Below are 16818 nucleotides of genomic sequence, written 5' to 3'. Positions count from 1 at the left end.
AATTTAATTCTTGTGTTGTTACTTAAATCATAAATTTTCAATTGGTTCATGTACGATAATTACCCATGAATCAATAGTTGGTTTTATTTTACTAGCATTAAAACTTGGTCATCATTTTTGCAATTAGCTGCCAAATCGATTAGTTTCTGTTTGTTTTCATAGGTAGCCTTAGAATTTTTAAATTCATCAGAGGCAACTTTTTCCTTGATATCTTTTCCACGAAGAGCAAGCATGATTTCACCATTTCGGTTAATCATATAAGATTTTGGCCAAACAGGGAAACCTCCATCTATATTATTCACAAGAAGATTTTGTTGATAGTCATACGGATCTCGTTCTACAATAAATAGTGACTTATCTTGTTTAGAATATAGTGCAAAATAAAGCTGTGTGGTTTTATTTCTCATCGATTTGGGTGATAGATTATTATCTTTTAAAAAACTCATAAAGATAAACCGGGTACCATCAGCCCATTCATACGGAACCATTTTACCGTGCAGATCAAATGAAGGGGTTGTTGCATCTTGTTTGTTTACTTTGTACTTTCCTAGATTGAATACATATTTTGGTTGGATAATATTTGGAGGAATCACTTTAAAGATAGTGTCGTTATAATCAGTTCGAAAGAAGTAATTTCCTTGTTTTTCATATGACAGACCAAAATCGAATCCTCGCATGTTTTTATGCTTATAATTTATTAATCGTTCATGTTTCTTAAATTTTGATAAAGTATCTCCTTTTGAATTGAAAATACCCAATATATCTGTATTAACAGTATTGAGGATTTTTAATGAATTATCATGCTGATTAAGAGTTTTTATATAGGTGTTATTGTCGGGATTAAAATTTTCTAATCTTTCATATAGATATTCTGGATTAGTAATTAAAACACCAAGAGGAGTAGGAGCTTTGAGGACTTTATCTTGACCATGGTTCATATCAAATAAGACTTTCCCCATACCAATAATTGCTTTTGGTTCTTCTGGATTAAAATTAGGTTTCATTTTAACCAAATCCTGAGAACAATTAAGCTCCATAATGTAGTTTTGTCCTGTATTAGTATTTTGATAGTTATAATATAGTTTATCTCCTCTTGACCATACTGTAGGATTACCTCCTATCTTAGTATAGTTAGCATAGTACATCCAGATCTGTTTTTTTTTCTTATCATATTTAACTCCACTTAATTCGTTCTTTACCACTGTATTTTTATACGATCCATCCTTATTGAACAAATGGATGCCATAAATATTAGAAGCCACAATGTATTTATCGGTCATGTAGTATCTATAATCCATTTTATTGGAAATACTAGAATTTGGCACGGTCTGCATTTTAATATATTCAATACTTTGGGCAATATCAGAAAGTTTGAATTCTTTGATGCTATCCATTCGGTTTGCAATGTCGATCACAATTGGAGGATTAAAAGCATCCGTTTTCCTAACCGATTCGAATAGAAATCCTTTAGGCAACTTTGCCAAAGAGTCAGCCAATTCTTGCTCTTTTTTTAAACGCAGTTCTTCTTTTTGAGCTAAAATTTCTTCTTCACTTAAAATTTTTTGAGCCAAATCATTTTCATTTAGCTTCATGCTTTTGTTCTTGCATGAAAAACAAATGATTAACAAGAATGATAGTAAGAGGTTAAGTTTCATAATATATTGCTGTTTTGTTTTATTCGTAACGTAAGCTTTCCACCGGATTTCTCTTTGCTGCTCTCCACGATTGCCACGAAACCGTAAGCAAGGCAATTCCCATGGCAATGATTCCTGCCAAGGCAAAAATCCACCAACTGAGCTCGGTTTTATAGGCAAAGTTTTGCAACCACTTATTCATAGCATAGTATGCAACAGGACAGGCAATAAGAAATGCGATGCACACCCATTTAACAAAGCCTTTGTTTAGCATTAGAATGATTTCGTGAGTTTTGGCTCCGTTTATTTTTCTAACACCTATCTCTTTGGTGCGAACCAATGAGCCTATCCACGCCATGGTAAACAGATTGATTACACTAATTACAATTGCGAGGTAGACAAATGCATATAGCATTTTAATTAATTGAAATTCCTTGATAAACTGACGATTGTAAAAAGATTTGAGACTTACATATTGGAATGGGTAATTTGGAAAAGTAGTCTCAACTTGTTTTTTAATGTGGGCAATCTCTTCTTTTATATTGGGAGTCTTATATTTTACAATGTAGTACCCCCACATAATTTCTTGTGTCCAGTTTATTAAAATAGTAGGCCCTGGAAATTCTCGCAAACTTTGAAAATTAAAATTGGAACAAATCCCCTTAATTTCGAGCTCAAAGCCTTCCGTCATACTTTCATCTTTCAATTGTAATACTTTCCCAATGGCATCTTTAGGATGATTGTATCCAAGATCAGACAAACAAGCTTCATTAATCAAACATCCTGAATTAATGCTATTGGCATTTTTAGGGAAGTTGCTTCCTTCAATAAGAGAAATGCCAAAATTCTTTAGGTAATTGACATCAGCTACCATAAGGGATGCTTTCGCATTTTTATCTTTTCCTTTTTCTTTAAATGTGAAATTAAAGGCAAGTAATTCTCCTGGAATTTTATCGCATTGCGTAATCGATTCTACATTAGGATGTCTTAGGAGCTCTTGCTCGAATGTTTCGAAGTTCTTAAATCTACTGGATGATTTGCGCATGTTTTTTGGAACTGTTACAGCAATTTTATTGCTTAAATTCATTCCCATATTTTTTTCTTGTAAGAACTCCAGCTGCTTATTAATCCCCATAATACATATCAGAATAGCTATTACAATTACAAATTGACTTACCACAAATAGTTTCTGAATAGAAAAGCTAGAAGTAAGTGGATTAAATTTCAATTTTAACAATTCAAGACTATTGTATCGATTAATGAGGATGCCAGTGATAATACCATTGATTAAGGTGCTTAGTAGTATCATGCATAGTAGAATAATCCAAAAGAGCAGGGGGGCTTCTGAAAAATCAAGTGTAAGCCCATAATTTGAATATGCCAAAGGAGACAGAGCCTTGCAAATAAAAATGGCCAACACTAAAGAAAGTAAATGCAGAAGGAATGATTCCAGCAGAGATTGTGAAATTAAACTTCGACCTTTTGCTCCAACCACCTTTCTTAGTCCCCAATTGTTAGCATCTTTAATGGCTTTGGTATGCGAGAAATGAATGTAATTAAATCCAATGGCAATGAGTATTAAAAGGCTAATTGCCATTAAAACATACAAATAATCAGCACGGGTGTTTATTGCAAGTTCATCTTTTAAATGTGATTTTAGATGTATATCAGTTAAAGCTTGCAAATAGTAGGTATGTTGAATGTCCCCACCTTCAACGAGATTCCTTTTTTTGCTCAATGCAAGTTGATTCATCTTCTTGTTGAATCCATTAATGGAAGCATTGGCTTGGAACTTTAAATAAGTATAAAAAGCAGATTCTCCCCAAGCTTCCATAGCAGGAGGAGGAAGACGCATATTGTCATGAAAAGACAATAACATATTGGCCTTAAAGTGTAATTTTTGAGGTAAATCTTTGTATACCCCTTCTATTTCATAGCTAGCACCTGGATATTTAAATATCGTTTTACCTACCGGATTTTCATCTCCGAAATATTTTCTGGCATATGACTCAGAAAGTATTACAGTATATGGGCGCTTAAGAGCATTCGAGCGTGATCCGTAAATGAATTCAATCGAAAAGACATTTAATATGCCTGATGAAGCATGTAAAACATTTTCATCCTTAAATATTTGTTCATTTATTTTAAATTCAAGATTACCAGGTTTGAAAAAGAAGCCTGATTCCAGAACTTCAGGAGAATTTCTTTTTAACTCGTTACCCATATCTCTTTCGCATAGAGGTTTCGTAAGTTTAAGTTCTCCGGAAGTATAAATATTGGTTGCAATGCGATATATATTTTCAGCTTGTGGAAAGTCTCTGTCATAACTCATTTCTTGAGAAACATGACTTGCAATAAAAACAAAGGATACAAAACCAATGCATAAAGAAATCAGCAAGAATAAACTTGATAGTAAATTCTTGCTTAATGATTTAATTGCCATTTTCAACTGATACATACTTTATGTTTTTTTCTTAGAAAATGAATTATTCGTATCTCAAACTCTCAACCGGGTTTCTCTTTGCCGCTCTCCACGATTGCCATGAAACGGTTAGCAAGGCAATTCCCATGGCAATGATTCCTGCCAAGGCAAAAATCCACCAACTGAGCTCGGTTTTATAGGCAAAGATTTCAAGCCATTTGTTCATGGCGTACCATGCAATTGGAGATGCCAAAACAAATGCAATAATTACCCACCTTAGGAAATCCTTGTTTAGCATTTTGATAATCTCATGAGTTTTGGCTCCATTGGTTTTTCGAATTCCAATTTCTTTGGTACGTTGCTCCGAAGAAAAGTAGGAGAGAGCACTTATACCCATGATTCCAATGATGATGCCAAGGAGAGAAAAACTCAAGAGAATTTTTCTAAGTATATTTTCTGATTTGTATTGTTGGCCAACTTTTTCATCCATAAAGAAATAATCCATTTCTTGGTTTGGATAGTGTTTATGCCATTCTTCCTGAATGTAATCCATTGCCGATCTGATATTTCCGGAAGTAATTTTGATATGAGTAAACCTGGCTCTGCTTCGCGACTCTCCAATTAGGAAAACATAGTCGCCTATTTGATTGTGAGCCGAACTGTAATTGAAATCTTCAGCAACTCCTATAATATCAACCCTTCTCTGATCTGCTTCCAAAGGAACTCCTGCTCTGTAGGCATTCAGATTTTCAATATTTTGGTGTTTTTCCATCAATCTTTCGTACAAATGATTGTTGATAATCATTCCTTCAATGGTATCTTTCGATCTGTTGATGTAATCGTGAACCAACTGAATGTCCATTGTTTGTAGAAAATCGTAATTGGCTAAAGACATTTCTGCAGTTCCATCAATTCCCAAGCCATCCAATGAAATGGTTTGAGTTGGATGTCCAAAGTATTGCCTGGTAAAGCCAACGGAAACAATTTGAGAATTCTTTTTTAACTCGTTGGCAAACACTTTTGGGTCTTTAGAATAGTCCTTTTGATGGATGACCACAATATTGTCTTTTGTAAAGCCAAGGGGTTTGTCTAATATGAAGTTGATCTGTTTGTTTACAAGAATTGTTGATGCAATTAAAATGATTACAATTAGCATTTGAAATATCATTAAAGGTTGTAACAATTGCTTTCCTGATAAAGGGTGTAAACCTTTAATAATTTCGCTGGTAGAATAATTTTTAAGAATAAATAATCGAACAAATAAAACAGATATGATTCCACTAAGTGAAATGATCATTAGAATGGACAAATAGATAATAGGTTCGTTATAGAAAATATCAAACTGAATTTCGTAAAACTGGCTGATAATTGGTTTTATCAACTCTATTACAAATAAGGAAATAAAAATAGCAAGCGAACAAAGCAACAATACCTCAATTAGTATCTGGTACAACAAATGCTTTTTGTGAGCTCCAATGGAGGATTTCAAACCAAACTCTTTTGTTCTTTTGAAAAGATTAACTGTGATTAAGCTGATAAAGTTTACAAGAGATACAAATAGTATCACGAAAGAAACAATAGTAAATAAGCCAATATTAATTTTGGTATTGCTCTCTTTTAATTCAAACCTACAGTTCGATCTTAAATGAATGTCAGTCAGTTTTTGAAGATTAAATTTGTAATCTTTAGGACCTCTGGATTGTCTGAAAGCAGAATTGTTAAAATGGGTGAGTATTTTTTCGGCAATGAAAGTAGGTGAGGTTCCTTCTTTCAATTTTAAATAGTTGTAGACCCACTGTATTTTTCTTGTTGATAAGGAAGCATAACGTTGTTCAAGTGCTCCTTTTTGTGAAAGAAGTATTTCACAGTTGAAATGAGTTTTTATAGGCGTATTTTTTATAATCCCAACGATTTCAAATTTTCCGGGTTCTTTCCTTGATCGCAATGTTTCGGTCTCTATGTATTGACCAATTGGATTTTCATTCTTAAAATATTTTTTTGCAAACCGCTCAGAGATAAAAGCTACGTTAGGCTTCGAAATATCCTTTAAATTTCCAATTAGGCTTTCAATTCCAAACATGCTCATAAAGTTTGTGTCAACCGACAAAACATCCTTTTGAGCAACAGATTCATCGTGTATTTTGATATTTTCCAGCTTTGCATGGGAAAACCGTGTTGCATTTTCAACTTCAGGAAATTGGCTTGCAGCTTCTTGAATAAAGCCTAAACTTCTAGCCCAGGAATCATCAATGTGTGATGGAGTAGAGATTACCCTGTAGATGTCCTGATGATCATCAATGTGTTTGTCATAGCTTTTTTCATTTTGCACATGAATAAACAGTATAAAAAATGAGGCGATCCCAAAGCTGAGGCCAAATATATTGGTCAGAGAAAAAGCTTTGTTTTTAAGCAATCGTAAAACGGATAATTTCAAATGATACCAAAGCATAATTTTATTTTTTAATTATTCATATCTCAAACTTTCCACCGGATTTCTCTTTGCAGCTCTCCACGATTGCCACGAAACGGTAAGCAGTGCAATTGCCATGGCAATAATTCCTGCAAGAGCGAATATCCACCAGCTGAGTTCAGTTTTGTAGGCAAAATTTTCTAACCATTTGGTCATGATATACCAAGCAAATGGACTTGCAATAAGGAAGGATAATAGAACCCACTTTAAGAAATCTCTGTTCAACATTTTGATAATTTCATAAGTTTTAGCGCCATTGGATTTTCTTACTCCAATTTCTTTGGTGCGCTGTTCAGCAGAGAAAATTGCTAGACCTAATATTCCGAAACAGGAAATCAAAATGGCTAAAACAGCAAAAAGGCTAATGGTTTGGGCTAGTTTTTCCTCTTTTTTATACATTGAATCAAACCAATCATCGAAAAAGCGATAGGTGATAGGGTAATCAGAAAAGAATTCAGTCCACTTTTCTTGAACCAAATCCATTGCATCACCAATTTGGTTTGCTGCAATTCTTATATTCATGTGATAGGTGTTTAAATTTTTTGAATATAGAATGCATAGTGGTTCTATTTTCGAGTGCACGGAATTGAATTGGAAATCCTTTACTACGCCTGTGATATCGAATCCACCACCATTTTTGAATCGCTGTTTTTCCAGATTCTTAAATTCAAAAAACTTGTAATAAGATTCATTTATTAGGCATGTTTGATCATACTCACTTGGTAATGGCTTAGTTCCTTGTATCAAATCGATATTAAAAGTGGATAAAAAGTTGGTGTCAACATAAATACAAGGTATGTGAATCTGCTTTGTTGAATCTTTACTCATAGAACCCATTGAGATAAAAACTTCTCCGGGAACACCGTTAGTTAGGCTTATGTTTTTAATGAGCGTTGATTTTCTTAGTTCTTCAGCCAAGTAATCCACATTTTTTTTCTGATTTATTGGAAGGTATGGTAATCGGATACAAAGCAATTGCTCTTTCGAAAAACCCGCATCTTTATGTTTGGCAAAGTAGATTTGTTTCTGAATTACCAAAATGCAAATGATAAGAGCAATAGAGCTTGTGAATTGAAAAATGATTAAAGCATTGCGCGAATAGGATTTGTTTCTTTTTTTAGATCCTTTTATTGCATGATTAGCTTGGGTTTGTGATAATATGATTGCAGGAGCCAATCCACTTAAAATTCCCAATAGAACAATGCTCAAATAAAAGAATAAAAAAAGGTGATTTTGAAAGATTTGAGATAATTCAAAATTCACATCCAATATTTTTTGGAAAACTGGTTCTAGTAAAAGAATTATAAACAAAGAAATAAAAAATGCTAGACTGGAGATAATAATCGATTCTGAAATAAAATGCCAGAAAAGATTCATAAAACTGGCTCCATAACTTTTTCGTATGCCTGTTATTTTATTCTTTTTACTTTGCTGTGCAAGGGTTAGGTTGATGTAATTGACAATTGCCAATAACATGATTATTCCTGCAATAAGAGTTAATAAAATTAATAAACTATCATTGCCTTTTTTAGTTTGTGCACCTGTTGTATGATCATTTAGATAAATATCCGTTAAGGGTAAAAAATCAACTTCGGATACGTAAGGAGCCAACACTTTTGAATTCCTATTGATGTTTTGTTTTACCGATTCAAAATTGTTGAGAGGATTAATTTTTGCATAAAGTCTAAATTCATATCGATGCGTACTCTGATCATCCCAATTTTCACAACTAAATGAAAACTGAAACTTTCTGTTCTCTCCATTTACAAAAATACCACCTTCAATACTCGATTCTTTAGGAAAGTTTGCAATAACCCCGCAGATGTTTACGGTATCTTTTCCCAGAATAATAATCTCTTTGCCTATAACTTCATTGGTCCCAAATAAATGATTTGCAATTTCCTCTGTCAGTATTGCAGACTTTTTATCTTGAAAGGGCTGGTTTGGATTTCCCGAAATAAAAGGAATGGAAAACAAATCAAAAAATGAGGAGCTTACAGAAATAACATCAGATGATTTTAATGCCTCATTATTTGCTTTAATATTAAACTCACTTTGCTGTCTTGAAAGAAAGCAGGCATTTTCTATTTCTGGAAAATTTTCAAGCATTAAGTCTTTTACTCGATAATCGACATCACTCGAATTATCTTTGGCATCAACCAATCTTGCAATTTGATTTGCATCTTTGAAGTGACGATCATATGAAAACTCCTGAACCACATATAAAGTAATAGCTACACAGACTGCCAATGCAAAGGCAAACCCCATTACATTTAATAGCGTGAATTTAATATTGCAGCGTAAGCTTTTAAGCGATGAACTAAAGTAGTATAATATCATAAGTCAAATTGTTATTCGTACCTCAAAGATTCCACAGGATTAATTTTAGCTGCCCTCCACGATTGCCACGAAACGGTTAGCAAGGCAATTCCCATAGCGATGATTCCAGCCAATGCAAATATCCACCAGCTGAGCTCAGTTTTGTAGGCAAAACCACTAAGCCATGTGTGCAAGGAATACCAAGCAATAGGGCAGGCAATGATGCATGCAATAAACACCCACTTTACCAAATCGGTATTTAGCATTTTAATAATCTCGAAAGTTTTAGCACCATTGGTTTTTCGTATTCCAATCTCTTTGGTGTGAGTTTCAACAATAAAATAGGTTAAGCTGATTAATCCAAGGCAGGATAGGAGAATCGAGATTATGGTAGCGTAATTTAATATGCGCTGAAATTGTTTTTCCTTCTTGTACAAGGCTTCCCAGCTTGCATCAAGATATTTGATCTCCAAAGTGAAATTAGGAGATATATTTTCCCAAACCTTGTTGATGGAACGAATGCACCTTTGAGTACTGGCAGCACTGTTGGTGTTGATTTTAAAATAAATATACTCGTCGGTTTCTTTACAACTTCTAAAGCCCATTGGTCTGATAGCTGAATGCATGGATTCATGGTTGAAGTCTTCTACTTCGGCAATTACTTTACCTACCTTTCCATTGCGTGGAATGCTTGCATCTTCCGGCTTTTCAATATTGAATTGTTTAAAAGCTGTGGCATTAAAGATCCAGTCTGAATTTTCCTCTGAATAACGATTGAATTGTTTGCCCTGCACCAATTTAATTCCAAAAAAATCGAAGAAATTTGGACTTACAAAAAGATTGGCAAAGCCAATTTCTTGTTCTTCTCCCTTATTAATCATTGGTAGCCCCCAATTGGATTGATTATAACCTAATGGAGCAGATGTGTATGTATAATCGGAAATTTCAGGTATTCTTTTAATTTCAGAATTGAAAGCGCTACTGCTTTTCTCGATTTGTGGATTGGTGGCAGCATAAAGAATTTGCTCTCGATTAAAACCTGGATCTAATTCTGTTAGGAATTGGTTTTGTTTGTTAATTAGTAAGATTCCACAAAGCAAAATGATTGTGATGGTAAATTGGAAAATCAATAAAGCATTTCTCATGTGGTTTTGAGAACGGGTATTTACTGTGTTTTTTAATAATGCTGTAGTTTTTGTTTTACTAAATCTTATTCCGGGAATAATTCCGGTCAGTACAAAAGTAAAGGCAAGCAGAGAAATAAAGATTATCAGGTTTGAACCTGAAAAAATCTCTATTAATGTGAATTCTGAATTGGTAATTTGATTTAATCCAATTAATAAGAAATTGCTCAACACAATTACCAATATGCTAGTAAGGAAAAGCACTAAAGCGGACTCAACGGCAATTAACTCAACTACTTTGGCCTTTTTACTCCCCATTACCTTAAGAATACCAATGTTTTTAAGGCGCTTAATTTTTTGTGCAGTTACCAGGTTTATGTAATTGATACATGCAAGCAATAGAATTAAAAACCCTATGATTTGTATAACGTTTAAGGTAAGTTGATTTCCATGTTTTAAAATTTCAATTCCTGGCAATTCATTGTAAGCTTCGGAAAATGGCTGAATTTCAAAATTTGTATGATCCTTATATCTTTCAGGAATGTGATCGACGGAAATTTTGGCGAGTTTCTGATTGATTACACTGGCATCAATATTAGATGGTATTTTTGCAAATGCACTGTAGTTTTGAGTGCCCCAATATTCTTGGTTGTTTTTAAACCAAGGAATTTTATAATTGGTTTCAAGCGATAGTACCGCATCAAATTCCCAAGAGCAATGATGAGAAAGATCTTGAATAACAGCTCCTACCTCAACAATTACATTTTGCAAGCTGGTGGCATTGTATACCAATTCTTTCCCGATAGGATTGTCATCGCCAAATATCTTTCTAGCCACCGATTGAGTCAATACAATTTGATCGGCTGTATTTAAAGCTTTTTTAGGATCACCACAAACCGTTTCAAACTGAAAAACCTTGAAAAAGCATGAATCAGCAAGTAATAGATTATTCAACTTGTAAGCAGTGTTCTCTTTTTTTAGAAAATCCTGTGGCGACCAAGTATATCTTACCAATGTGATTGCCTCTATTTCTGGAATTTCAGACCTAACATGTCTAACCATACAGTTAGAAATATCAGGATATTTGTTATTTAAAAGTGTATAGGTTTGTTCAATTTCAGGAATCTCCTGATCCATATTTTTCTCCTTATTCACATAGGCGAAAACAAGTAGACTAACTGTAATTCCTATAACTAAGCCACTAATATTTATTGATGATACCAACTTATTCTTCAATAAGTTTTTGAATGATATTTTAATGTTGTAGAAATTCATTATTTGTTTAAAAAATTAGATAATTAGAGATTAGTTGGTGATCAATACTACTCGTATCTTAAACTTTCCACAGGATTAATTTTAGCTGCCCTCCACGATTGCCACGAAACGGTTAGCAAGGCAATTCCCATAGCGATGATTCCAGCTAATGCAAATATCCACCAGCTGAGTTCAGTTTTGTAGGCAAAACTACTAAGCCATGTGTGCAAGGAATACCAAGCAATAGGGCAGGCAATGATGCATGCAATAAACACCCACTTTACCAAATCAGTATTTAGCATTTTAACAATCTCGAAAGTTTTAGCCCCATTGGTTTTTCGTATTCCAATCTCCTTGGTGTGCGTTTCAACAATAAAATAGGTTAAGCTGATTAAACCCAGGCAGGATATGAGAATCGAGATTATGGTAGCGTAATTTAGAATTCGCTGAAATTGTTTTTCCTTCTTGTACAAGGCTTCCCAGCTTGCATCAAGGTATTTGATTTCCAGAGGAAAATTTGGTGAGATATTTTCCCAAATCTTGCTAATGGAATGAATACATCTTTGAGTACTGGCAACACTAGATTGATTAGTCTTAAAATAAATGAAGTTAGAAGTTTCACAACTTCTAAAGGCAATTGGTCTAATGGCCGAATGTAAGGACTCATGATTGAAATCCTCAACTTCAGCAATTATTTTGGTTGCTTTTCCATTTCGTCGAATTGTTGCATCTTCAAGTTTATCGATATTGAATTGTTTAAAAGCTGTCGAGTTAAAAATCCAGTCAGAATTTGCTTCAGAGAATTGATCAAACTGTTCTCCACGCACCATATCGATTCCAAAAAAATCGAAAAAATTAGGACTTACATATAAATTGGCAAAACCAATTTCCTGTTCTTCTCCTTTGTTAATCATTGTCAATCCCCAATTAGATCCATTTTCTCCCAATTGTGATGAGGCATATACAATGTCGTTTATTTCTGGTATTCTTTTGATTTCTGCATTGAAAGCTTTGCAACTTTTTTGTATCTGAGGATTCGTTGTAGCATAAAGTATTTGTTCTTTTTCAAAACCGGGATCCAATTCACTCATATAATCAATTTGTTTGTTGATCAACAGGATTCCGCACAGCAAAACAATTGTAATGCTAAACTGAAAAATGAGTAAAGCATTTCTCAAATGATTTTTCGAATGGCTATTGGTTGTATTTTTTAGTAAAGAAGTGGTTTTCTTCCTTCCTAAAGTGAGCCCAGGAATAATACCTGTTAGTAAAAAAGTGAAAGCAATTAAGGAAGCAAATATGATTAAGTTTGAACCTGAAAAAATCTCAAGTAAGGTAAATTCAGAATTGGTAATTTGATTTAAGCCAACCAATAAAAAGTTACTTAATACGATTACCAATATGCTGGTAATAAAGAGAACTAAGGCTGATTCTGTCGCAAGTAATTCAATTACTTTTCCTTTCTTTCCACCCACAACTTTTAAAATGCCAATATTTTTAAGGCGTTTAATTTTTTGAGCAACTACCAGGTTAATGTAATTGATACATGCCAATAGCAATATGAATAAACCAATAATTTGGATGACTCTAAGAGTACGTGGATTACCATGCTTTAAGATTGAGATTCCTGTTAACTCATTATATGCTCTTGTGAACTTCTGAATTTCATAATGGGTTTCTTCTTTGTAATCTTCAGGAACATTTTGGGTAGATATGTTACTAAGTTTTTCGTTTAGCGCATCAACATTAATATTTGATGGAATTTTTACAAAAGCCCCATAATTTTGTGCTCCCCACAAGGATTCTAACTCTTCGAACCATGAAATTCTCTTGTTTGTTTCAAGTGATATAATGGCATCGAACTCCCATGAACAATAATGAGAAAGATCTTTAATTACTGCACCAACTTCTACAATGACATTTTGTAATTGTGTAGAATTATATAGTAATTCTTCCCCAATAGGATTTTTGTTTCCAAATATTTTCTTTGCAACGGAATGAGTTAGAACAATTTTATCTGCTGAATTTAATGCCGCCTCAGGATTACCGTAAACTGCTTCAAATTTAAATACCCTAAAAAAGCTGGAGTCAGAAATTAAAAGGTTGTCCAATGTAAAGTTGTCATTATTCCGCTTTAACATATTTTGAGTTGACCAAACATGCCTTACATAGGTAATGGCTTCTATTTCGGGAATTTCTTTTATAACATGTCTAACCATCTCACTTGAGATATCTGGATCCTGATTGTTTATAAGAGTATATGTATTTTCAATTTCAGGAATTTCCTGATCCATATTTTTCTCTTTGTTCACATAGGCAAATACGAGCAAGCTGATGGTAATACCTATTACCAAACCACTAATATTAATCGATGATACCAACTTATTCTTCAATAAGTTTTTGTATGATATTTTGATGTTATAAAAGTTCATATTTTGTTGAATAAATTAATTATTAGAGATTAGTTGGTGATCAATACTACTCATACCTTAAGCTTTCCACCGGATTCCTTTTTGCTGCCCTCCATGATTGCCACGAAACAGTAATAAAAGCAATTCCGAAGGCTAATATTCCAGCTATGGCAAACACCCACCAGCTTAATTCAGTTTTGTAGGCAAAGTTTTCTAGCCATTTGTGCATTGAGTAATATGAAATCGGACAGGCAATTGCAAAAGCAATCAAAACCCAAATCGAGAAATCATAGTTTAGCATGTGCATGATTTCGTGTGTTTTTGCACCATTTACCTTTCGAACACCAATTTCTTTCTGCTTTTGCTGCACATAGTAAAGCGACATGGCAAACAATCCCATTACTGATATTATTACAGTGAGAATGGCAAAGTACTTTACTATTTTCCCTGTTCTCTCTTCCTTTTCGTACCAGCTTTGCACAGCTTGGTTAAAGAAGTTTATTTTAACAGGAGTACCATCGGTGAAGTCATTATGAGCTTTATGGATTCTTTGTAAGGTTTCCTGATTATTTACGCCATTCATTTTTACGACAAAGCTCCATGCATATTCATCCTTTGGTAAGATTTTAAAATAGGCCGGGCCCAATCTGCTTTTCAAATTTCTGAAATGGAAGTTTTTCACGACACCATATATAGGCCAAACATCAAACAATTCGTATTCACCAGGATTCTCTTCAATGTTTAGAATTTTTGCAGCAGCTTCATTAATCAGAATGGCTTCTTTGTCATAAGCAGTTCCCGTTTTACTTACTGGAATATCAAGAATTTCGAAAAAGTTTGTGTCTACTCTGAAAACCTGGAAGCTATATTGTTTCCCTTTTTCAGTAAAACAATTGTTATTTCCTCCGTCCAATGGTGTTCCGCAGGTAAGACACACATCTTCAACACCAGGAATATTCCTTAAAATCTCCTCAAATGATCTTTGCTTTTCTTTTGGAAGTGCATTTTCAAACGTGATTAAGTTTTCTTGTTCGAATCCCATTTTATAATTCTGCATGAAAGTGGTTTGCTTGTTGATAAAAAATGCAGAAATAATTAAGGTAATGATGATGAGGTATTGAAAGCAAATCATGATTTTGGAGTAAACATTTTTCTCCTTCATCCTAAATTTGCCTTTCACCACATCAATGGGGTTAAAATTTGAAATCTTAATGGCAGGAATGATCCCCGATAGAATACCAATTAGCACAATAAAACCAATGGCAATTAAAAGGTTCGATAGATTTAGCTCATTGATGATCTGAATATTTGTTTCCAGCAGATGATTAAAGATGGGTTCAACTTGAAAACTCAGTGCAATGGCAATAATTGAAGAGATTAGGCTAAGCAAAATGGATTCCATTAAACTAGCCGCAAGCAATCCGGGTTTTTTACCACCTATCAATTTGCGAATTGCAACTTCTCTACTTCGAAAAGAAGATTGTGCAATGGTAAGATTTACGTAATTGATAACCGATAATGTTAGAATCAGAAAAATGATCCCAGTTAAAACCTGAACGAAGCGTTTGCTCTTGTTTTTAACTTCGTAGGCATGCGAAGTGCTAAAATAAGATTCAGTAATGGGTTCCAATTCTACTGATTTGGCATAACCACCTTTAAACATCCAATTTACCCCCTTATACAACTCAAATATTTCATTTGCTTTTGAAGAAAGATTGGTTTTAGGTTTGGTAAGTACATACAATCCATAGGAGTTGTGGCTATACTTGTTCAGAAAAGTATCATCGTTAAATACTTTGGCCATGGTAGGAAAATTGATAATCATTCCGAACTTCTTAAAGTGCGTGTTGCTAGGAATATCTTCCATTACACCCGTTACTTCCAGACTTGTCTCGTCGTTCATCTTTATTTTGCTACCCAATTCAGGCAACTCTCCAAAAAGTTTTAATGCTAATGATTTGGAGAGAACAGCACTACCAATGGTTTTTAAAGCCGTTCTTGGATTTCCCTCTATCATTCCAAAAGAAAAGATGTTGAAAAAGGAAGAATCGGCAAAAAGTATGTTATCAGCAACTTTGGAAGAGCCATTCGCTTGCAAATAAGCTTCGTAGTATTTGGTTCTGGTAAAATTTTCAACATCAGGAAATGTTTCCATCAATAAAGCCCCCGAGGGAGGAGCAAATCCAGCATCTTTACCATGAGTTAATCTGAAAATTCTATCTTTTTTCTCATGAAATTCATCTACTCCGTATTCATTTTTGATATAAACACTTAGCAGAAGTATAAACATTAATGAGATCGAAAATCCCAATATGGTAATTGCGCTATACAATTTGTTATTCCACAAATGGATAAGAAAGGATTTCAAATGTTTAGATATCATGGTTCTGTGGTTATTGATTGGAAAATAAAATCTTACATTGGTTTTGGCTTAGAATACCTGCTCTGCCACCAAACTTTCTTCGGTTACAACTTTACCATCAAATAGGTTGATAATTCGGTGAGCATAACCTGCATCTTTCATGGAGTGAGTCACCATGATAATGGTAGTTCCTTCGCGATTCAATTCGGTAAGCAATTCCATTACTTCCTGACCATTTTTAGAATCCAGATTACCAGTAGGCTCATCGGCAAGTATCAGACCTGGGTTAGAAACTACTGCGCGAGCAATGGCAACGCGTTGTTGCTGTCCACCCGATAATTGCTGAGGGTAATGTTTTGCACGATGACTCATGTTCATTCTATCCAAAACCTGGCTTACCATTTCCTTGCGTTTTTTGGAGCTGATGCGCTGATAAACCAAAGGCATTTCAACATTTTCGAATACATTCAATTCATCAATCAAGTTGAACGATTGAAATACGAAACCAATATTTCCTTTTCTTAAATCGGTGCGTTGTCCTTCTTTCAAATTGGCAACTTCGGTTTGGTTAAAATTGTATTCCCCTTCCGATGGATTATCCAATAAACCCAAGATGTTTAAAAGGGTAGATTTACCACAACCCGAAGGTCCCATAATGGCTACAAATTCTCCTTCTTTGATGTTTAGGTTTACATCATTCAAGGCTAAAGTTTCAATTTCATCTGTTCTGAAAACTTTCGATAAATTTTTAATAGAAATCATATTCTTTGTTTTTAAATAGTACACCTGTAAAATTATTGCTCCCTGTTGCGAACTTTGTGC

At 34.0% G+C, this 16818-nt stretch carries 8 protein-coding genes; all 8 read right to left on the bottom strand.

The window, feature by feature from the left end; translation table 11 throughout:
- Positions 1-83: 83 nt before the first annotated feature.
- From DF185_RS13340 to DF185_RS13300, 8 genes are read right to left on the bottom strand one after another with little or no spacing between them, the layout of a single operon-like run.
- Complete coding sequence (locus DF185_RS13340; protein WP_133250036.1) at positions 84-1655, bottom strand: DUF4933 domain-containing protein; 1572 nt, start codon at positions 1653-1655, stop codon at positions 84-86.
- Positions 1656-1674: 19 nt separating this feature from the next.
- On the bottom strand, positions 1675-4092 hold the full coding sequence (locus DF185_RS13335; protein WP_110361240.1) for an ABC transporter permease: 2418 nt from the start codon (positions 4090-4092) through the stop codon (positions 1675-1677).
- Positions 4093-4120: 28 nt separating this feature from the next.
- Positions 4121-6505: an ABC transporter permease gene (locus tag DF185_RS13330; RefSeq protein WP_110361239.1), complete on the bottom strand. Its 2385-nt coding sequence runs from the start codon at positions 6503-6505 to the stop codon at positions 4121-4123.
- A gap of 15 nt (positions 6506-6520) precedes the next feature.
- Entirely contained in the window at positions 6521-8866 is a 2346-nt protein-coding gene (locus DF185_RS13325; RefSeq protein WP_110361238.1) for an ABC transporter permease, read from the bottom strand.
- A gap of 11 nt (positions 8867-8877) precedes the next feature.
- Entirely contained in the window at positions 8878-11244 is a 2367-nt protein-coding gene (locus DF185_RS13320) for an ABC transporter permease (RefSeq protein WP_110361237.1), read from the bottom strand.
- 47 nt (positions 11245-11291) lie between these two features.
- Entirely contained in the window at positions 11292-13655 is a 2364-nt protein-coding gene (locus DF185_RS13310; protein WP_110361236.1) for an ABC transporter permease, read from the bottom strand.
- Between the two features lie 46 nt (positions 13656-13701).
- Positions 13702-16017, bottom strand: a complete 2316-nt coding sequence (locus DF185_RS13305; protein ID WP_110361235.1) for an ABC transporter permease — start codon at positions 16015-16017, stop codon at positions 13702-13704.
- 48 nt (positions 16018-16065) lie between these two features.
- Entirely contained in the window at positions 16066-16758 is a 693-nt protein-coding gene (locus DF185_RS13300; RefSeq protein WP_110361234.1) for an ABC transporter ATP-binding protein, read from the bottom strand.
- Positions 16759-16818: the final 60 nt, after the last annotated feature.

Source organism: Marinifilum breve (assembly GCF_003202155.1).
Taxonomy (GTDB): domain Bacteria; phylum Bacteroidota; class Bacteroidia; order Bacteroidales; family Marinifilaceae; genus Marinifilum; species Marinifilum breve.
This window is presented reverse-complemented; position numbering and strand designations above follow the sequence as displayed.

Coding starts and splice junctions, on each gene's coding strand:
- DF185_RS13340 (WP_133250036.1), bottom strand. CDS start 1,655: ATGAAACTTAACCTCTTACTATCATTCTTGTTAATCATTTGTTTTTCA.
- DF185_RS13335 (WP_110361240.1), bottom strand. CDS start 4,092: ATGTATCAGTTGAAAATGGCAATTAAATCATTAAGCAAGAATTTACTA.
- DF185_RS13330 (WP_110361239.1), bottom strand. CDS start 6,505: ATGCTTTGGTATCATTTGAAATTATCCGTTTTACGATTGCTTAAAAAC.
- DF185_RS13325 (WP_110361238.1), bottom strand. CDS start 8,866: ATGATATTATACTACTTTAGTTCATCGCTTAAAAGCTTACGCTGCAAT.
- DF185_RS13320 (WP_110361237.1), bottom strand. CDS start 11,244: ATGAATTTCTACAACATTAAAATATCATTCAAAAACTTATTGAAGAAT.
- DF185_RS13310 (WP_110361236.1), bottom strand. CDS start 13,655: ATGAACTTTTATAACATCAAAATATCATACAAAAACTTATTGAAGAAT.
- DF185_RS13305 (WP_110361235.1), bottom strand. CDS start 16,017: ATGATATCTAAACATTTGAAATCCTTTCTTATCCATTTGTGGAATAAC.
- DF185_RS13300 (WP_110361234.1), bottom strand. CDS start 16,758: ATGATTTCTATTAAAAATTTATCGAAAGTTTTCAGAACAGATGAAATT.